Genomic DNA, 18,211 nt, shown 5'->3' with positions numbered 1-18,211 from the left:
CCAAGGAGGATCCGTGCGCATCGACAAGAGACTGATTCTGTTCCTGGCAGCTGCCGTGGGAGCCGCCGGTCTGTCCGCCGTACCCGCCGCTTCGGCAGCCGGCCAGGACCCCGGAGCCGCCTCCGAAGTGCAGGGGCTGAAGGGGGAGTACTACACCCAGTCCGCCCCGGGGGCCTTCGACTTCGGAACGCTCAAGGCCACCGGCTTCGACCCCTCCATCGACTTCCCGACCCTGGAATCGCGGCTGAGTTCGGCCACCGGCCAGGCCGACGACGCCAGCATCCGGTGGACCGGGAAGATCGTCCCGGAGAAGTCCGGCGCCCATACGTTCTCCATGATCGGGGACAACGGCTTCCGCCTCTGGATCGACGGGAAGCCGGTCATCGACCACTGGGTCGACGACTGGGAGAAGGAACAGACCTCCCAGCCGGTCGAGTTGACCGCGGGGACCGCCTACGACTTCAAGGTCGAGTACTTCGAGCACCAGGGCGGCTCCAACCTCCACCTCAAGTGGACCGAACCGGGCGGCACCAAGGTGCCCGTACCGCAGTCCGCCTTCCGGCTGCCGGACGACTTCGCGTACGACGGCGCCATCGGCGCCACCGTGCTCGCCGACGGCCGCACCCTCAAGCTCGACTTCGCCCAGAAGCTCGGCGCCCTTCCGGCCGGTCTGGTGAACCACCTCGACGCCGTGATCGGCGGGGCCGAGTGGCCGCTCGGGGCGGTCGAGGCGGATCCGGCCGACCCGCGCAGCCTGACCGTCGCCCTCAAGGAACCGGTCGTCGGGAACAAGGCCGGTGACGCCAAGGGCCTGGCCGACATCCGCTACGACGGGGACGGCGCACTGGCCGGCGAGGACGGCACGCAGGTCGGCGCCTTCTGGTCCAGCGGGCCCAACCGCTCCACGTACCAGCTCCGCACCGCATGGGCCGATGAGGTCGGACCGAAGAACGCTCTGCCGGAGTACCCGCGACCGCAGCTCACCCGTGACAACTGGCAAAACCTCAACGGTTCGTGGGAGTTCGCCGCGGCGAAGGCGGGGGAGCAGCCGCCGGTCGGCAGGAAGCTCGGTGAGAAGATCCTCGTCCCGTACCCGGTCGAGTCCCAGCTCTCCGGCATCGAACGGCACGAGGACCGCATGTGGTACCGCCGGACCTTCACCGTCCCGAAGAACTGGAAGGTCGGCTCGGCGCAGCGGCTCCGGCTGAACTTCGGCGCCGTGGACTGGCAGTCCGAGGTGTACGTCAACGGCCACAAGGTCACCGAACACAAGGGCGGCTACGACAAGTTCAGCGCAGACGTCACCGACGCGCTGAAGCCCGGCCGCACCCAGGAGCTGATCGTCGGCGTCTACGACCCGACCGACGCCGAGGACGGCGAGAACCCGCCGATGGGCAAGCAGCGCCTGGACCCGAGCGGTATCTGGTACACCCCGTCCTCCGGTATCTGGCAGACCGTCTGGATGGAGCCGGTCGCGGCCGACCACGCGGACTCGCTGAAGCTCACCCCGGACGTCGCGGGCGAGAACGTCGCCGTCGAGGTGCGCGGGGTGCGGGCCGGTGTGCCGGTCACGGCTACCGCGTACGACGGCAGGCGCAAGGTGGGTACGGTCACCGGGCGGACCGGATCGGCACTGAAGGTGCCCGTGCCCGACCCGCACCTGTGGTCCGCGGACGATCCGCACCTCTACCAGCTCAAGGTCACGGTCGGATCCGACCGGGTCGGCAGCTACTTCGGCATGCGGTCCGTCGCCGTCGAGAAGGTGAACGGCACTCCGCGCACCATGCTCAACGGCAAGCCGGTCTTCATGATGGCCACGCTCGACCAGGGGTTCTGGCCGGACGGGCTGCACACCGCTCCCACCGACGAGGCGCTCGCGTACGACCTGAAGATGCACAAGGCGATGGGCTTCAACTCGGTCCGCAAGCACATCAAGGTCGAGCCCGACCGCTGGTTCTACTGGGCGGACAAGCTGGGCCTGATGGTCTGGCAGGACATGCCGGCGATGAACACCGTCAACCCGTCGGCCGCCGCCCGCGCCGAGTACGAGCACGAAATGAAGGAGATGATCGACGAACACTCCAGCCACCCGTCCATCGTCATGTGGGTGACCTTCAACGAGGGCTGGGGCCAGTACGACGAGGCCCGGATCGCCGACCAGGCCAAGGCCTGGGACCCGACGCGCCTGATCAACAGCATGTCCGGGATCAACCTGGGTACCGACGGCGGTACCGGGGACATCATCGACGAGCACGGCTATCCGAGCCCCGCGCTGCCGAAGCCTGACGGCCGGCGGGCCCTGATGAGCGGCGAGTACGGCGGACTCGGACTCGCGGTGCCCGGCCACGCCTGGGCGGTGCAGCAGTCGTACATCGCGGTCGACCAGGCCACCTACACCGACGACTACCTGGCCAAGCTCGACGAGGTGCACGCGCTGGCCTGCAAGGGTGGCAACGGCGCGGTGTACACGCAGATCTCCGATGTGGAGGGCGAGCTGAACGGTCTGCTCACCTACGACCGCAAGGTCGTCAAGCCCGATGTGAAGCGGGTCCACGACGCCCAGCAGGCGCTGATCCGCGATGCGTCGAAGGACGTCGTCGCTGGCTGCTTGTAGGTCCGACCTTTCGAGGCCGCTGTGGTCCGTCCCTGCGCGGGACGGACCACAGCGGCCCGTCCGACCCCTTGACGTGGATCAACGGGGAACCAAGAATGATCGCGCTCTGACAACGTTGTCCTAAGGAGTATCCCCATGCACCGGATCCCACGGCCGCGCCTGCGCGGCCCGGCGGCCGCACTCGCCGCCGCCGCGCTCCTGGGCGGTGTCCTCACCACCGGGGCCACGGCCCAGGCCGCGCCCCGGGCCGACGGCCGGCTGACCGACCTGGTCAACCCGTTCATCGGCACCCAGAACGAGGGCAACACCTACCCCGGCGCCTCCGTGCCGTTCGGCATGGTGCAGCTCTCCCCGGACACCGGCCACAACACCGGGTACGACTACGGCGAGAACCACATCCGCGGCTTCTCCTCGGTCCATCTCTCCGGCGTCGGCTGCGGACTGGGCGGCGACCTGCCGACCCTGCCCACCACCGGTGACGTCACCGAGACCGACTACGCGAAGTACGCGGCCGAGTTCAGCCACGACGACGAGAAGGCGAGCCCCGGCTACTACAAGGTCGGGCTGAAGACCGGTATCGACGCGGAACTGACCGCGACGCAGCGCACCGGGGTGCAGCGCTACACCTTCCCGGCCACCGACAAGGCCAACGTCCTGCTCAACGCAGGCCAGTCGCTGCACAAGACGCTGTCGTCCAAGGTCGAGATCCTGGACAACCGCACCGTACGGACCGCGATCACGGGCAGTGGCTTCTGCCAGGACACCAAGCCGTACACGGTCTACACCGTCACCCACTTCGACCGGCCGTTCACCACGTCCGGCACGTGGAACGGCGACACCGTCACCGAGGGCACGAAGAAGTCCTCGGCCACCGACGCCCGCAACGGCGCCTGGCTGCGGTTCGACACCACCGAGGACCGCACCGTCGAGGCCACCACGGCCCTGAGCTACGTCGATGCCAAGGGCGCCGCGCTCAACCTCCGTGCCGAGGGCGGCCACAGCTTCGACCGCGTCGAGCGCGCCGCACAGCGCAGCTGGGAGGACCGCCTCGAAGGCGTCAAGGCCCAGGGCGGCAGCGACGAACTCCGCCGTACGTTCTACTCCTCGCTCTACCGGTCCTTCCTCGCGCCCAACGTCGGCAGCGACGTCGACGGCCGCTACACCGGCTGGGACCAGAAGACCCATCGCGCCGTCGACTCGCATGGGACGTTCACCTACTACCAGAACTGGTCGCTCTGGGACACCTATCGCACCCAGGCCCAGCTCCTCTCGCTGCTCGCCCCGCGCGAGTCGCGCGACATGGCGATATCCGTCCTGCGGATCGACGCCGAGAGCGGCTGGCTGCCCAAGTGGGGCTACGGCACGGTCGAGACGAACATCATGACCGGTGACCCGGTCACCCCCTTCCTCACCAACGCCTACCAGCAGGGACTGCTGAAGGGATACGAGGAGGAGGCGTACCGCGCGCTGAAGAAGAACGCCGACGGGGTGCCGGCCACCGACTCCGCGCCGGTGGGCCGCGAAGCGAACGCCGAGTACCTGAAGGACGGCTACGCCCCCTACATCAAGGACCGTCCGCACGCCAAGCCCGGCGACTCCGACTACGACCACGGCGCCTCCGCCACGCTGGAGTACGCCCTGTCCGACGGCATGCTCGCCGAGATGGCCCGCGACCTCGGCCACGACGCCGACGCCGCCCGCTACGACGCCCGCGCACAGAACTACCGGAAGATCTTCGACCCTTCCACGGGCTTCTTCCGCGCCCGTGACGCCTCCGGCGCCTTCACCGGTCCGGCCGACCCCGCGCAGAGCGAGGGCTTCCACGAGGGCACGTCCTGGCAGTACCAGTGGATGGTGCCGCAGGACATCCCCGGCATGGTCGACCTGATCGGCGGCAAGGACGCCGCCAACCAGCGGCTCGACTCCTTCTTCGCGTACGACAAGCTCCTCGCCGACCCGGCGAAGACCGCCCGCGAGGTCTGGGTCAACGGCCCGTACGCGTACTACAACGCGGACAAGTACAACCCGCAGAACGAGCCCGACCTCATCGCCCCGTACACCTACCTGTCCACCGGTCAGCCGTGGAAGACGACCGATGTGGTCCACGCCGCCCTGACGCTCTTCACCAACGGTCCGACCGGTATGACGGGCAACGACGACCTCGGCACCATGTCCGCCTGGATGGTGCTCTCCTCGATCGGTGTCTTCCCGGTCCAGCCGGGCACCGACACCTGGGGCCTGTCCACGCCGGCATTCGAGCGCGTCGACATCAAGCTCGACCGCCGGTACTACCCGCGCGGATCGCTCACGGTGAGCGCGCCCGGAGCCTCGGACACCGACCGCTACATCCAGTCGGCGCGGCTCGACGGTGCGCAGCAGTCGCGCACCTACCTCACGACGGACGACATCCGCTCGGCCCGCTCGCTCACGTTCACCGTGGGCAGCGAGCCGTCGGCGTGGGGCACCTCGCCCGAGGACGCTCCGCCCGCGCTGGGCTGACCGGACGCACGCCGAGCGCCCTCCCCCTCGTCCGACGAGGGGGAGGGCGCTCGGCGTGTCGCGGCCTCAGGAGGCGAAGGGCGCTCGGCGGCTAGCGGCCTCAGGACGGCAGCGAGGTATCGACGGCCTCGGCGACGGTCGGGAGGACCGGGAGTGCGCTGTCGAGGCCCAGCAACCCGATGAGCCGCTCCATGAACGGCGACGGTGCGGCGAGCCGCAGCCGGGGGCCAAGCAGCGACTGGCCCTGAAGAAGCACGTTCACCGTCGTCGAGTCAGCGAAACTCACGTCCGAGAGGTCGACGACGACGGGGCCCTCGCCGTCGCGCGCCGCGCTCTCCAGCGCGGCGCCGAGCGGGGCGACGTTGTCGATGTCGAGGTCACCGGCAACAGCGAGCACCAGCGCTCCGCGGTGCTGCCGTGGGACGATTCTCATGGCTCTGCCGGCGCTTGGGGATGGGAGCACGGTCACCTCGTGATGCACTGGATGGCGGGGAGAAAGCCGGTTGATGTGGACGGTCCGGTGCAAGTCCGTCCCTGCTCGCGGCGGGTGGGGGACCAACGATAGAAGTAATAGTTGTCATTTGACAACATTCTTCGTTGGGCAACAATCTGTACCCTCAATGATCAACGAGCGCACCCCTCGGGGAGTGCCTCATAGGCGGAAGCAGGGGCTGGATGAAGCTAGGCGCTGTCCGCGATTTCGTCGCGAAGCCGGTCGGCCGGGCTCCGGCCGGCGGTGAGCCGCTGCGACGCGGCCGAGCGGAAGGCGGCCAGCCCTTCGGCGAGCGCCGCCACCTCGGCGGGCTGCATCCGCTCCAGCACGGCGGAGAGCTCGCGGGTACGGATCGCCCGGCACTCCTCCAGCAGGGCTCGGCCCCGACCGGTCAGCCGGAGCTCGACCTCGCGGCGGCTCGTCGGGCTCGGATCCCGCTGGACGAGGCCCATGGCCTCCATCCGGTCGCAGAGCCTGCTCACCGACGGAGCGCGCGAACCGAGCGCCTCACCCAGCGAGCGGAGATTGCTGCCCTCCTGCTTCTCGATGACGAGCAGGGCCCGCAGCTGCGAGGGCGAGACCGTTCCCGGAGGGGCGGCCTCCTGGCCGCGGCCCCACAGCACCTCCAGCAGTTCGGAGGCCGCGCAGACGTCCCCGGACACCCGCTCGAGGCGGTGAGGAAGACCGGGGTGGTGGGGCATCCGTCCACTCTGTCACCCGGAACGCCTTTCTGTCAGCCCGGCCCCGTGCCTGTCACCCGACGAAGAATGAGCGGAAGACCGTGAACGCCCGTAGCGACATCGAGGCAGCCGTACGCGCCGCCGCGCCGCACGCCCTGGTGGAGACGGTGCGCGACGCACTCGTCACCGCGTACGACGCCCGGTCCGTCCAGCTGCTGCTGGCGGACTACGGGATGACCGTGCTCAAGACGGTCGGCCCCGCATCGGGGGACGAACGCACGCTGTCGATGAACAACAGCCCCCAGGGCCGCACCTTCGGCAGCCAGCGCCCGCACGAGGAGCCGGCCGGGAGCGGCGACCAGGTCGACCACCACTTTCCCGTGACGGTACGCGGCGAGCGCCTCGGAGTTCTCAGCGTCCGGCTGCCGGCCGTATGGTCCACCCCGCAGACCATGGAGGAGCTCGCGCACGTGGCCGACCTCCTGGGCCACGAGATCATCGTCGCGGAACGGGACACCGACCACTACCAGCGGGCCCGCCGCATCACCCGGCTCACCCTCGCCGCCGAGATGCAATGGCAACTGCTCCCCGCCAGGTCGTTCACCGCGGCCGAGTACGCGATCGGCGCTCAGCTGGAACCTGCCTATGCCATCCACGGGGACAATTTCGACTGGTCCGCGGACGGCGACCAGCTGACCGTCTCCGTGACCAACGGAATGGGCGAGGGCATCCAGGCCTCCCTGCTCACCAACCTCGCCGTGAACGCCCTGCGCAACGCCAGAAGGGCGGGAATCGGCATCGCGGACCAGGCCGCCCTCGCCGACCAGGCTCTTTACGATCAGCACCGCGGCAGCGCCCATGTGTCGACTCTGCTGCTCCGCTTCGACCTCGCGACCGGAGCGGTCGGCGCGGTGGACGCGGGATCCCCGCAACTGTGGAGGCTGCGCGGCAGAACGGTCTCACGCGTGGACCTGGACGCCCAGCTGCCGCTCGGCATGTTCGAGGAGTCGCAGTACGTGGTCCAGAACCTCCAGGTGCTCCCCGGAGACCGGCTTCTGCTCGTCAGCGACGGGGTGTACGACGCCGTGTCACCCCGAGGCGAGGCATACGTGGAGCGGGGGCTGGCCAGGGTGATCCTCGCGACGCGGCTGCTCCCCGCGGCATCGGTTCCGGGCGCCGTCCTGCGTGAACTGGCCGACTACCGCGATGCGGAGACGCTCGACGACGCGCTGGTCGTCTGCGTCGACTGGTTCGGCAGACAGGGAAGTGGTGGCTGAAACCCCGGCCCGGGCACTACCGGGGCGGGTCAGCCGGTGAGTATGAACTCGGCACGGATGCGCTTGCCGACCGGCACCCGTTCGGCAGTCAGACGGTCGCACAGGGCCACGACGATCTCCATGCCGTGGCCGCCCAGCCGGCTCGGGTCGGGGGAGTAGAAGACCGGGAGCGCGCTGCTGCTGTCGTACACCGTGACGCTGATGCGCTCGGCGGTGCCCTCCAGTTCCAGCAGATAGGGCCCGTGGCTGTAGCGGTCGGCGTTGGTGACCAGCTCGCTCACCGCCAGCATCAGATCGTTGCGAGTGTGCGTGCCGAGCACGGCCGTCCACTCGGACACGAGCCGTGCGAGAAACCGGTCGGCCAGGGCGCGCGCCTGGGAGATGCACCCCGGTTCGCCGTCGAAGACCTCGGCGCTGTGCAGTGCCTCCGTAGGCGGACAACTCCTCGGGGAGTCGTCCGGCCGGGAGATGGCCTGTTCTTTCATGTGCTCCAGCCAGGGCGCAGCGGGGAGGCCTCGACCTCTCTTCCAGCTGTTCGTGTACCCACGTCGGGAAATCCCATTCCCGAGCGATGTCAGCAGATATTACGCACGCCCGGGAAGGCGCACCACCGTCACGAAGAACTCGTCGATCTGGCGGACCGCCGCGATGAACTGATCGAGGTCGACCGGCTTCGTGACATAGGCGTTGGCGTGCAGTTTGTAGCTCCGCAGGATGTCCTCCTCGGCGGAGGACGTCGTCAGCACGACCACGGGAATGAGCGAGAGCTCCGGGTCCTGCTTGATCTGCTCCAGCACCTGGCGTCCGTCGTACTTGGGCAGGTTCAGGTCGAGCAGGATCAGGTCGGGGCGCGGCGCGTCGCCGTACCCGCCGCGGCGGTAGAGGAAGTCCAGCGCCTCCTGTCCGTCGCGGACCACATGGAGGGTGTTGCGGATCTTGTTGTCCTCGAACGCCTCGCGCGTCATGAGCTCGTCGCCGGGGTCGTCCTCGACGAGAAGGACCTCGATGGGCTGTACGGGGTTGGTCACGTGGTATCTCCGGAGATCTCGGCGGGGCCGGCCGCGGTCGGCGACGTGTCGGCGTCGACGGGCAGGCAGAAGTGGATGCGGGCGCCCGGGCGGGGTTCGGGGTCCAGCCAGATCCGGCCGCCGTGGAACTCGATGATCTTGCGGCAGAGGGCGAGCCCGATCCCCGTGCCGTCGTACTCGTCGCGGGCGTGCAGACGCTGGAAGATGACGAAGACCTTCTCGGCGAACTCGGGGGCGATTCCGATGCCGTTGTCCGTCACGGTGAAATGCCAGAAGTCCTCCTCGCGGACACAGCCGATCGTGATCACGCACGGCTCGTCCGGGCGGCGGAACTTCACCGCGTTCCCGATCAGGTTCTGCCAGATCATCGCGAGCGTCGTCGCGTCGCCGTTCACCCCGGGGAGGGGGTCCGCACGCACGATCGTGGTTCCCGACTCCTCGATGACCAGGGCCAGATTGGCGAGGCCCCGGTCCAGTGAGGCCTCGAGGTCGACGACGTTCCAGCTGTCGTGGACCCGGCCCACCCGGGAGAAGGTCAGCAGGTCGTTGATGAGCACCTGCATGCGCTTGGCGCCGTCGACCGCGAAGTCGATGTACTGCTTGCCACGCGCGTCCAGCTCGGTCCCGTACCGCTTGTCCAGCAGCTGGCAGAAGGACGCGACCTTCCGCAGCGGCTCCTGGAGGTCGTGCGAGGCGACGTAGGCGAACTGCTCCAGCTCCGAGTTGGAACGGCGGAGCTCCTCCGTCTGCTGCGCCAGCAGGTCTTCGCGTTCCTGGGAGGCATCGAGCTCCTCGACCAGCCGGCAGCGCATGTCCTCGACAGCGGCGGCCACCGCCCGTACGTCGGACGGCCCGCGCACGTCGATCCGCCGGCGGAAGGCGCCCGACCGCACCTGACGGGAGGCCTCGGCCAGGGCGTTGAGCGGCTGTCCCACCACCCGGTGCAGCAGCAGGCTGAGGGCGATCACGCACACGAGGAAGCAGGCCACCAACGCGATCAGCGCCCTGTCCCGCGTGACGCGGGCGTCGTTGAGCTGGGCGCGGGCGTGGTCCCGGGCAGTGTCGAGGTGGGCCTGCTGCGTGGTGTAGAGCTGCCGCAGGGTGTCGAAAGCGGCCTTGCTCTCGGCGGTCCTGGCGGACGACCGGCCCTCCGGGCCGTCGCGCCGGACGGAGGCGATCAGCGGCTCGGCATGCACCTTGCGCCACTGTGCCGAGGCGGCGGCGATCCGGTCCAGATCGCGGTCGTACTGGTCGTCGGCACCCATGGCGTCGCGGACCCGCGCCAGGCGCCGCAGCTCGTCGCGCCGGCCGTTCGCATACGGCTGCAGGAAAGTGGGATCGCCGGTGAGGGCGTAGCCGCGGACCCCGGTCTCCTGGTCGAGCAGCGAGTTCTGCAGCTGGAAGGAGGCAGAGCGGGCCGGCTGGATACGGTCGACGAGTTCGGTGGTCCGGTCGGATATTCGGGCCAGGACGAGTCCGCCGACCACCAGGCAGCCGCACACGACCACGACGAAGCAGCCCAGGATCAGATGGACCCAGTTCTGGACCGACAGCCGCGCCAGCCGTCCCGGCCGTTGCGGGGTGTCGTCCGGTGAGTCACTGCTCATGGGGTGTCCTTTTCCAAGCGAGATGCAACACGGCGACGTCGTCGGCGAGGCCGCCGTAGGGCGCCGCGCCCTCGGCGGCGCCGGCGACCAGCGCGTCGATGAACGGCCGGGCCGGCAGCGTGGACCGGTCCCGGGCCATGGCCAGCAGCCCTTCCTCGCCCAGTCGGGTGTCCTGTCCGGTGCGGCCCTCGAACAGGCCGTCGGTGAAGAGTACGAGACCGGCGCCGGGTGCCAGCGCGTGCTCGGTCGAGACCCACTGGCCGTGGCCGGGCAGCAGGCCGAGCGCGATGCCGCCCTCGGGTTCCACCCACTCGATGTCCGTTCCGTCGCGCAGCAGGAGCCCCGGGTGTCCCGCCCTGACGATGACGACGTGGTCTCCGCCGGGGGGAAGGACGAGCGAGGTGACGGTCGCGAAGACATGGGGGTCGGAACGCTCCGCGACGAGGATCTCCTCGAGCAGCGCGAGTTGTTCGAGCTGGTCGGTGCCGCACAGGACCGCGGTGCGCCAGGCCACCCGCAGGCAGACACCGAGCGCGGCCTCCGCGGCACCATGTCCGGACACGTCGCCGATCACGGCGTGGACGGTGCCGTCGGGTCTCTGGACCACGTCGTAGAAGTCGCCGCTGAGCAGGCCGTGGGCGCGGCCCGGCTCATAGCGGGCGACGGCCTCGAAACTGTCGTCGTGCAACAGCGGGACGGGCAGCAGCCCTCGTTCGAGGCGCGCGTTCTCCTGGGCCATCGACTGTGTGGCGCGCAGGGCGGCCGCCGCCCGCTCGACCTGCTTGCGCTGGAGGGCGTAGCGGACCGCGCGCGACAGGGCCTGCGGATCGATCCGCCCCTTGACGAGGTAGTCCTGCGCACCGGCGGCCACCGCGTCGAGCCCCGCCTCGGCCTCCGCCAGGCCGGTCAGCACCACGATGGCGGCGTCCGGGGTGGTCTCCAGGATCCGGTTCACGGCACTCAGCCCGTGCACATCGGGAAGGTGCAGGTCCAGCAGGACGCAGACGGGTGTCCGATGGCGGCGAAGGAAGGTGAGCGCCTCGGTCAGGGTCTTGCACCAGGTGAGCGCGGAGTCCAGCTCGCCGTCGGCGAGCATCTCCTCGACGAGCAGGGCGTCGCCGGCGTCGTCCTCGACCAGGAGGATGGCCGCGTTGAGGTCCCAGACGGAAGGCCGTTCGGCCGGTACGGATCCGGCCTGCACCGGAAACGCCGCCGCGACCGGGGGCCGGGAGTGCAAGCTGGTGCGCATCTCAGCCACGGTTCACCCTCTCGTCGCGCCCGAGCGGGCTGCCGGTCGTCGCCCCGCAGCATATGTGAAGGACGCCCGCGGCTGTGTGGTGGTCGGGCGTCGCCCGCCTGATGAGCGGGGTTCGGGCCCCGGTGGTTCAGCTCGGCGGGATGTCGCCGGTGAGCTTCTCCAGCCTGAGCAGATCGTGCGGGGTGATGCCGGCGACCCCGGACACCGCCTCGACGCCGGCGCCCGCGCGGACGGCGAGAACTGCTTCCAGTTCCACGTCCGCGCGGGCGGCATCGGCTGCCGCCTCGGCGTCCCGAAGACGTTGCACGGCCAGTTGCAGGGGGGAGAGATCCATGGGACAGGATGCTCTCACGCGCCTGGGTCACACCTCGACGGACATCCCTGCCCGCAACTGCTTGACGATGCGGGCGAGCAGCCTGGAGACGTGCATCTGGGACACACCGAGCTCGGCACCGATCTGGGACTGCGTCAACTCCTGGCCGAAGCGCATCTGCACGATCCTGCGCTCCCGGTCGTCGAGCTGTTCCAGGAGCGGAGCCAGTGTGTGGAGGTTCTCGACGGTCTCCATCCCGGGATCGGCCTCGCCGATCAGGTCGGCGCACGACCGCTGGTCGTTGCCGGAGTCGGTTTCCGTCGAGGGGGTGTCCAGGGACCCCGCCGAGTAGCCGTTGGCCGCGACGAGCCCCTCGATGATCTCTTCCTCGGACAGGTCGAGGTGGGCGGCGAGCTCCTTGACCGTCGGGTCGCGGTCCAGCTCCGCGGAGAGCTGCTCCTTCGCCTTGGCGAGATCCACCCGCAGCTCCTGGAGCCGTCGCGGCACGTGCACCGCCCAGGTGGTGTCCCGGAAGAAACGCTTGATCTCCCCGACGATGTAGGGGACGGCGAAGGTGGCGAACTCGACGTCGCGCGAGAGGTCGAACCGGTCGATGGCCTTGATCAGCCCGATGGTTCCCACCTGGATGATGTCCTCGGCGTCGTCGCCGCCGCGGTTGCGGAACCGCGAGGCGGCGTAGCGCACCAGCGAGAGATTCATCTCGATCAGGGTGTTGCGCGCGTACTGGTGGTCGCGCGTGCCCTCTTCGAGTGACTGGAGACGGTCGAGGAACAGCTTCGACAGAGCACGCGCGTCATTCGGGGCCACCTTGCCGGTGTCCTCGATCCACGGCAGATCCGAAGCTCCCGCGCTGTCCCGCCCGGACAGCGTGCGAGCAGGGCTGCCAGGGATGGTGCCGGTCTGCTCCGTCGTGCTCGTCGTCATGTCGCCCCTCCATGTTGCCAAGTGTTTCGGGACTCGTGTGCCCCGCAATGGCGAGGTCATGCGGACTGAGTGCGATTTTTTTCCTCGGGCGTTGCGGCGCAGGGCCGGCCGCCGGGTGAAGCCGCCCGTACTACTCGAATGGAGCAGCACCCGGAGCATGGCAAACTTGACGAGGGCGTTCGGCCCGCAGTGCGGCGGCTTTGCGCAGAAGCCCGCGGCCGGACCTCAGAACCGTGGATGCCAGTCCTCGTGAGCCCGGCACGGCGGCCACGGCCCGCCGAGAGAATCCGGCGGCACAAGCAACAGAGGAACGGCAATGACGGTGACAGATGACAGCCCGGAGATCGCGCCCGGGATCGAGGAGTTCGGTCCCGGTATCGACCCGGAGCGGCTGGCCGTCTGCCTGGGTGTGCTCGACGAGCTCGACACGATCGAGGTCGATCACCCGGACGCCATCGCGGTGCGCCGTGCCACCGCCGGTGTCTACCGCACCGTGAAGCAGCGCCGCCGCCAGGAGCGCCGCGCCGCGAAGACCGCGCACGACAAGGCCGTGACCGAGGCGACCGCGACCGGTTCGGCCGAGCGCATCGACGACGAGACCCAGGGCGTGCTGCCCTCGTCGTCCGCCGCCTCCGAGATCGCCGGAGTCCTCCAGCGGCCGAGGTCCTGCTACATCTGCAAGACGCGGTACGTCGAGGTCGACGCCTTCTACCACCAGCTCTGCCAGGACTGCGCCCGCGAGAACCGCGCCCGGCGCGACGCGCGTACCGACCTCACCGGCCGCCGGGCCCTGCTCACCGGCGGGCGCGCCAAGATCGGCATGTACATCGCGCTGCGGCTGCTCCGCGACGGTGCGCACACCACGATCACCACCCGCTTCCCCAACGACGCGATCCGTCGTTTCAAGGCGATGCCGGACAGCGACGAGTGGATCCACCGCCTGAAGATCGTCGGCATCGACCTGCGAGACCCCGCCCAGGTCGTCGCGCTCGCCGAATCGGTGGCTGCCGAGGGACCGCTGGACATCCTGATCAACAACGCCGCGCAGACGGTCCGCCGCTCCCCGCAGGCGTACAGCGAACTGCTCGGTGCCGAGTCCGCCCCGCTGCCCGCGGGTGAACTGCCGGCCGCCGAGGTGATCGGCACCTTCGGCAGCGGCACCGTCGACCGCGTGGCCGCGCTGCCCGCCGCCCGCAAGGAAGGGCTGAGCGCGCAGGACGTCACCGGGCTCGCCCTGGTGACCGGTTCGGCGTCACCGGCGCGCATCGCCGCGGGCACCGCGATCGACGCGGGCGGGCTCGTCCCGGACCTGCACCACACCAACAGCTGGATCCAGACAGTCGACGAGGTCGAACCGATCGAGCTGCTGGAAGTCCAGCTCTGCAATTCCACCGCGCCGTTCATCCTGATCAGCAGGCTCCGCCCGGCGATGGCCGCGACCGCCGCCAAGCACTCCTACGTGGTCAACGTCTCCGCGATGGAAGGCGTGTTCGGTCGCGGCTACAAGGGTGCGGGCCACCCGCACACCAACATGGCGAAGGCCGCGCTGAACATGCTGACCCGCACCAGCGCCCAGGAGATGTTCGAGAAGGACGGCATCCTGATGACCGCCGTCGACACCGGCTGGATCACCGACGAGCGACCGCACCCCGACAAGATGCGCCTCGCGGAGGAGGGCTTCCACGCTCCGCTGGACCTGGTCGACGGCGCCGCGCGTGTCTACGACCCGATCGTCCGCGGCGAAGCCGGCGAGGCGATGTACGGCTGCTTCCTGAAGGATTACGCGCCCGCGAACTGGTAGCACTCGGCAGTTCAGGCGCTCCGTTCGGTCGCCGACCCGGCCCGGGAAGTCTTCCGGGCCGGGTCTTTTCGCTGCATGGTGGCTGAAAGTGACCCAGGGCACACGTTCCATCGAGCACGAGCCCGCTCATTTGGTTACTCTGAGGGGAACGGACGCCACCAAGGGATCCACGAAGGTTCCTCGGCCGTCCTGGGACAGGCCCGTCAACCGGGCCGCCGTCCCGCCCCGTACCCGGCGCCACCGCGACCGAACAGATCCTGCCCTGCCCCGCCCCATGGGCGGCCGACCACCGGTTATGACGCCGGAACGTCGGACACGCCGGGGGCTACGCGACACAAAGGAGTGCGCGGTGACGACACCAGAACTGACGAAGAGCGACCAGCGGCCTGCCGCACGGCACGGAGAGCGGGCCCGCAGGCCCGAGAAGCTCCGGAACATCGAGGTCTGGGCCAGGTCCGCACCGATCCGGCTGGCCGGCTACGAGGACGACCTCGCCGAGCCGCACATCCTGCCCGGCGTCGACTGAGTGCTTCCCACCCGAGCTCCGGCCCGTACCCCGCACAGGGACGAGGCCGGAGCTCGGTCGTGCCGTGACGCTCACCGTGGTCAGAAGACCGCGTTCGCCACGGCGGCCCCGGCGAACGAGAGCCCCACGCCCGCGCAGACGGTGAGGAGCAGATATCCCGCCGCCAGGCCGACCCGGCGGGCGGACGTCAGGGTGAGCAGTTCGTAGGAGAACGTCGACCACGTCGACAGGGCTCCGCAGAACCCCGTGGCGAGGAGCAGGTTCAGCCGGGTACCCAGCTCGCCGTCGGTCGCCGCCTCCGCGACGAAGCCCAGGATCAGGGCGGCACCCGCGTTGGCCGCGAAGGTGCCCCACGGGAAAGCGGTGTGGAGGCGGAACTTCGCGTCCACACCGAGCAGGTAGCGCAGCGGCGCGCCCACCAGCCCGCCGGCGAGTACGAGCAGCCAGTCGGTCATCGGGCGTCGCTCCCCGCGGGGTAGGAGCGCCCGAAGGCGGCATGGGTGGCGAACGCGCCCGCGGTCACCGCGGCCAGCGCGGCCACCACGGTCAGCAGCAGGCAGCCGACCGCGTAGCCGGGCTGATGGTTCTCGAACAACTCCCGCACGTTGTCCGTGTAGTGCGAGAACGAGGTGAACCCACCCAGCACGCCGGTACCCAGCAGCGGACTGATCAGCCGGGGCGCATCGGGGAAGCGCAGCTTCAGGGTGACCATCAGAACACCCATCAGGAAGCATCCCACCGTGTTGACCAGCAGGATCGTCCACGGGAAGGCCGAGGTGCCGGTCGGCCAGAGGCGCTCGGCGCCGTACCGGGCAGCGGCTCCCGCCGCGCCGCCGACCGCGACGGCTGCCACGACCGACAGCTGCACACCGGGGTGATGGTCCGGGTGGCTGTGGCGGTGCAACTCCATCTTGATCGACATCCTGCGAATCTACGGAGCCTGCCGCCGCTGCCCGGCCGGAGCGCGCGGGCGGCGGCGGCAGGGGTACCTGACTGGGCCAATCCGGCAGACACACAACGCGACAGGGTGATGGCTCTGTGTCTTGATTGTGGGGATTCGGTTCTTCCTGCCCGCAGGACGGAAGCACCCCCTCCGCCTATTCGCTGGAGCCAGCCTTGTCCCTCGCCGAGCCGGAAATCGTCCGGCGGCTGGAGAAACGTCAGCCGTCCGCATACGTCCTTGCCTCCCTGCGGGGTGTCGGACAGGTCGACCTCCAGCCCGGCCTGCTGACCGGCGCCGCGATCCTCATCGCGCTGTGGGTCTCGGGCTGGGAGACCGGCCTCTTCGCCACCCTCGGCACGCTGATCGCCACCGCGACCGCCTACGCCCTCGCTGTCGACCGGGCGGGTATCGCGCTCGGACTCCAGGGATACGCGGGCTGCCTCACGGGCATCGCCCTCGTCTCCTCGCTGGGCAACCATCCGGCCACCTACGTGCTGGCCGTCGTCGGCGCCATCATGTGCACGATCCTGATGGCCGCGCTGGGCACCTTCCTCACCCCCTTCGGGCTCACGCCCCTGACCGCACCGTTCTGCCTGGTCTCCGGGGTGATGGTGCTGGGAGCCCCCTCGTTCGACCGGGTCTGGCACGGCGCCCCTGCCGCCGTGTCCAGCACGACCAGCGGTGACACCGGACTGTCCTGGAACGATCTCTGGCACGCGTTCTTCAACAACGTCTCGCAGATCTTCCTGGTCGAGAGCTGGTACGTCGGGCTGATCATGCTTGTCGGGCTCGCCCTGGCCGGCCTGCGCGTCGTTCTCTACGCGGCGGCAGGAAGTGTGATGGGGATCATCGCCGCCTGGGCGCTGGGCGCACCCACGGCGCTGATCGCCAGCGGCATCTACGGATACAACGCGGTGCTTGTGGGCATCGCCATCGGCGCCGTCTTCATGGCCAACAACGTCTGGACGGGGGTCTACGCCCTGTTCGGCGCGGCGGCGACCACCGGCCTCACCGCGTCGCTGACGTCCTTCTTCAAATCGTTCGGCGGCCACACCTTCACCTGGCCGTTCATCCTCACCACCTGGGTGTTGATGGCGGCCGTACCCCTGCTGCCACGCCTGCGCCGGAGCGAGTGACCGCTCCCGGCCGGCACCGGACCTCTGCCCTCTGCCCGTACATCACCGAGGAAGGTACTGACGATGAACCTCGCACCCCGCGAGATCGACAAACTGCTGGTCTACGTGGTGGCCGATCTGGCCCGCAAGCGCCAGGGCCGCGGCCTCAAGCTCAACTACAGCGAGTCGGTCGCGCTGATCACGGAGGCGATCCTCGAAGCGGCCCGTGACGGCAAGAGCGTCGCTGACTGCATGGAGCTGGGCCGCCACGTGGTGGGCGAGAGCGACACCATGGACGGCGTGCGGGAGATGCTCGGCCTGCTGCAGGTCGAGGCGTCCTTCGTGGACGGGACCAAGCTCGTGTCCTGCCACGACCCCATCGGCGGCTGACCCGTGGCCGAGCCCGTTGCCGTCATCGCCGTCTGCGGTCACGAAGCCGCCTACGGGCGCGCGCTGGACGGCGTCGTGGACGCCGGGGTCAGCATCGTGTCGAGCGGGCGCGAACTGTTCCGGAGCATCACCGCGCACGGGCGCCGGAACACGGAGACCGTCGTCGTTCCCATGACGCTCGGCCGCGACCCCGATCTCGTCGCGGACGCCGCCCGGACGCTGCGCGCCGTACCCGCCGGCGAGCGCGGCACGACCGTGCTCGCCGAGCCGTTCGGCACCTCCCAGCACCTGGTCGCGTGGCTGCGGGCGGCGGCGGGCCGGGTACCCGAGACCTCCGCGCTGCTGGTCACCGCACCGTCCGGCGACCCGTTCGAGGACGCCGAGCTCTACCGGATCGCCGCGCTCGTACGGCGCTACGGTCGCAGCGGCCTCGTCGAGGTTGCGTTCACCGGGGGAGACCCGGACCCGGCCGAGGGAATCCGGCGGTGCCGGCTGCTGGGTGCGCAGCGGGTGACGCTGGTCCCGGCCGCGTTCGCGCTGCCGGATGTGCCCGAGGCGGAAACGGTGCCCGTCGACCGGGCCGGCCCGCTCATCCCCGCGTCGGCACTGCGACGCGTCCTCGGCGAGCGGGTCGCCGACGCCCGACGGCGTTGGCGCGAGCACGGTGACGACGGCGTCGCGGCCGGCCTGACCGCGGCGGAGAACCACGGTCACTCCCACAC

Annotated in this window: 18 protein-coding genes; 8 read left to right on the top strand and 10 right to left on the bottom strand. The window is 69.7% G+C overall.

Annotated elements, in window-relative coordinates:
* Positions 1–13 precede the first annotated feature (13 nt).
* Positions 14–2,614 (top strand): PA14 domain-containing protein, encoded by a 2,601-nt coding sequence (locus JGS39_RS24875; RefSeq protein ID WP_308120670.1) that lies wholly within the window; start codon positions 14–16, stop codon positions 2,612–2,614.
* Positions 2,615–2,749: 135 nt separating this feature from the next.
* On the top strand, positions 2,750–5,113 hold the full coding sequence (locus JGS39_RS24870) for a GH92 family glycosyl hydrolase (protein WP_219571680.1): 2,364 nt from the start codon (positions 2,750–2,752) through the stop codon (positions 5,111–5,113).
* Positions 5,114–5,213: 100 nt separating this feature from the next.
* On the opposite strand, the gene JGS39_RS24865 is transcribed toward JGS39_RS24870, so the two are convergent.
* Entirely contained in the window at positions 5,214–5,546 is a 333-nt protein-coding gene (locus JGS39_RS24865; RefSeq protein ID WP_219571679.1) for an STAS domain-containing protein, read from the bottom strand.
* Positions 5,547–5,794: 248 nt separating this feature from the next.
* Complete coding sequence (locus tag JGS39_RS24860; protein ID WP_219571678.1) at positions 5,795–6,307, bottom strand: MarR family winged helix-turn-helix transcriptional regulator; 513 nt, start codon at positions 6,305–6,307, stop codon at positions 5,795–5,797.
* An 80-nt stretch (positions 6,308–6,387) separates the two neighbouring features.
* On the opposite strand from JGS39_RS24860, the gene JGS39_RS24855 reads away from it, so the two are divergent.
* The gene (locus JGS39_RS24855; protein WP_219571677.1) at positions 6,388–7,563 is read left to right on the top strand and encodes a PP2C family protein-serine/threonine phosphatase; all 1,176 of its coding nucleotides are present in this window, start codon (positions 6,388–6,390) and stop codon (positions 7,561–7,563) included.
* Positions 7,564–7,592: 29 nt separating this feature from the next.
* On the opposite strand, the gene JGS39_RS24850 is transcribed toward JGS39_RS24855, so the two are convergent.
* The 6 genes from JGS39_RS24850 to JGS39_RS24825 form a co-directional block, all read right to left on the bottom strand.
* Entirely contained in the window at positions 7,593–8,048 is a 456-nt protein-coding gene (locus JGS39_RS24850; RefSeq protein WP_219571676.1) for an ATP-binding protein, read from the bottom strand.
* A gap of 99 nt (positions 8,049–8,147) precedes the next feature.
* Positions 8,148–8,591, bottom strand: coding sequence for a response regulator (locus tag JGS39_RS24845; protein ID WP_219571675.1), 444 nt, complete (start codon positions 8,589–8,591; stop codon positions 8,148–8,150).
* Complete coding sequence (locus JGS39_RS24840; RefSeq protein ID WP_219571674.1) at positions 8,588–10,198, bottom strand: sensor histidine kinase; 1,611 nt, start codon at positions 10,196–10,198, stop codon at positions 8,588–8,590. Before JGS39_RS24840 ends, JGS39_RS24845 begins: the two co-directional genes overlap by 4 nt.
* Entirely contained in the window at positions 10,188–11,447 is a 1,260-nt protein-coding gene (locus JGS39_RS24835) for a PP2C family protein-serine/threonine phosphatase (protein WP_219571673.1), read from the bottom strand. The genes JGS39_RS24840 and JGS39_RS24835 overlap by 11 nt, the downstream gene beginning before the upstream one ends.
* A gap of 136 nt (positions 11,448–11,583) precedes the next feature.
* Positions 11,584–11,790 (bottom strand): hypothetical protein, encoded by a 207-nt coding sequence (locus JGS39_RS24830; RefSeq protein ID WP_219571672.1) that lies wholly within the window; start codon positions 11,788–11,790, stop codon positions 11,584–11,586.
* Between the two features lie 27 nt (positions 11,791–11,817).
* Entirely contained in the window at positions 11,818–12,714 is an 897-nt protein-coding gene (locus tag JGS39_RS24825; RefSeq protein ID WP_219571671.1) for an RNA polymerase sigma factor SigF, read from the bottom strand.
* Between the two features lie 316 nt (positions 12,715–13,030).
* On the opposite strand from JGS39_RS24825, the gene JGS39_RS24820 reads away from it, so the two are divergent.
* Both JGS39_RS24820 and JGS39_RS24815 read left to right on the top strand, forming a co-directional pair.
* Positions 13,031–14,515 carry an SDR family NAD(P)-dependent oxidoreductase gene (locus JGS39_RS24820; protein WP_219571670.1) on the top strand — a complete coding sequence of 495 codons (1,485 nt, stop codon included), beginning with the start codon at positions 13,031–13,033 and terminating at the stop codon, positions 14,513–14,515.
* A gap of 349 nt (positions 14,516–14,864) precedes the next feature.
* On the top strand, positions 14,865–15,041 hold the full coding sequence (locus JGS39_RS24815) for a hypothetical protein (protein WP_219571669.1): 177 nt from the start codon (positions 14,865–14,867) through the stop codon (positions 15,039–15,041).
* 80 nt (positions 15,042–15,121) lie between these two features.
* Here the strand turns inward: JGS39_RS24815 and JGS39_RS24810 are convergent, their stop codons facing one another.
* Together JGS39_RS24810 and JGS39_RS24805 are read right to left on the bottom strand one after the other, a co-directional pair.
* Positions 15,122–15,496 (bottom strand): fluoride efflux transporter FluC, encoded by a 375-nt coding sequence (locus JGS39_RS24810; protein WP_148017162.1) that lies wholly within the window; start codon positions 15,494–15,496, stop codon positions 15,122–15,124.
* The gene (locus JGS39_RS24805) at positions 15,493–15,963 is read right to left on the bottom strand and encodes a fluoride efflux transporter FluC (RefSeq protein ID WP_219571668.1); all 471 of its coding nucleotides are present in this window, start codon (positions 15,961–15,963) and stop codon (positions 15,493–15,495) included. Before JGS39_RS24805 ends, JGS39_RS24810 begins: the two co-directional genes overlap by 4 nt.
* 194 nt (positions 15,964–16,157) lie before the next feature.
* On the opposite strand from JGS39_RS24805, the gene JGS39_RS24800 reads away from it, so the two are divergent.
* From JGS39_RS24800 to JGS39_RS24790, 3 genes are all read left to right on the top strand, one after another.
* A complete protein-coding gene (locus JGS39_RS24800; protein WP_219571667.1) occupies positions 16,158–17,120 on the top strand; it encodes an urea transporter in 963 nt (320 codons plus the stop codon).
* A gap of 63 nt (positions 17,121–17,183) precedes the next feature.
* Positions 17,184–17,489 (top strand): urease subunit gamma, encoded by a 306-nt coding sequence (locus JGS39_RS24795; RefSeq protein ID WP_148017165.1) that lies wholly within the window; start codon positions 17,184–17,186, stop codon positions 17,487–17,489.
* Between the two features lie 3 nt (positions 17,490–17,492).
* A partial coding sequence (locus tag JGS39_RS24790) for a sirohydrochlorin chelatase (RefSeq protein WP_219571666.1) occupies positions 17,493–18,211 on the top strand: 719 nt, incomplete at its 3' end.

This window comes from Streptomyces poriferorum, assembly GCF_019399235.1.
GTDB classification, from domain to species: Bacteria; Actinomycetota; Actinomycetes; order Streptomycetales; family Streptomycetaceae; genus Streptomyces; species Streptomyces poriferorum.
The sequence above is the reverse complement of the archived record's forward strand: the minus strand, read 5'-3'. Positions and strand labels throughout refer to the sequence as shown.

What these genes read in the sequence shown, in the direction of transcription:
- JGS39_RS24820 (WP_219571670.1), top strand. Translation starts at nt 13,031, where the DNA reads ATGACGGTGACAGATGACAGCCCGGAGATCGCGCCCGGGATCGAGGAG.
- JGS39_RS24810 (WP_148017162.1), bottom strand. Translation starts at nt 15,496, where the DNA reads ATGACCGACTGGCTGCTCGTACTCGCCGGCGGGCTGGTGGGCGCGCCG.
- JGS39_RS24865 (WP_219571679.1), bottom strand. Translation starts at nt 5,546, where the DNA reads ATGAGAATCGTCCCACGGCAGCACCGCGGAGCGCTGGTGCTCGCTGTT.
- JGS39_RS24795 (WP_148017165.1), top strand. Translation starts at nt 17,184, where the DNA reads ATGAACCTCGCACCCCGCGAGATCGACAAACTGCTGGTCTACGTGGTG.
- JGS39_RS24805 (WP_219571668.1), bottom strand. Translation starts at nt 15,963, where the DNA reads ATGTCGATCAAGATGGAGTTGCACCGCCACAGCCACCCGGACCATCAC.
- JGS39_RS24850 (WP_219571676.1), bottom strand. Translation starts at nt 8,048, where the DNA reads ATGAAAGAACAGGCCATCTCCCGGCCGGACGACTCCCCGAGGAGTTGT.
- JGS39_RS24840 (WP_219571674.1), bottom strand. Translation starts at nt 10,198, where the DNA reads ATGAGCAGTGACTCACCGGACGACACCCCGCAACGGCCGGGACGGCTG.
- JGS39_RS24830 (WP_219571672.1), bottom strand. Translation starts at nt 11,790, where the DNA reads ATGGATCTCTCCCCCCTGCAACTGGCCGTGCAACGTCTTCGGGACGCC.
- JGS39_RS24825 (WP_219571671.1), bottom strand. Translation starts at nt 12,714, where the DNA reads ATGACGACGAGCACGACGGAGCAGACCGGCACCATCCCTGGCAGCCCT.
- JGS39_RS24860 (WP_219571678.1), bottom strand. Translation starts at nt 6,307, where the DNA reads ATGCCCCACCACCCCGGTCTTCCTCACCGCCTCGAGCGGGTGTCCGGG.
- JGS39_RS24835 (WP_219571673.1), bottom strand. Translation starts at nt 11,447, where the DNA reads ATGCGCACCAGCTTGCACTCCCGGCCCCCGGTCGCGGCGGCGTTTCCG.
- JGS39_RS24870 (WP_219571680.1), top strand. Translation starts at nt 2,750, where the DNA reads ATGCACCGGATCCCACGGCCGCGCCTGCGCGGCCCGGCGGCCGCACTC.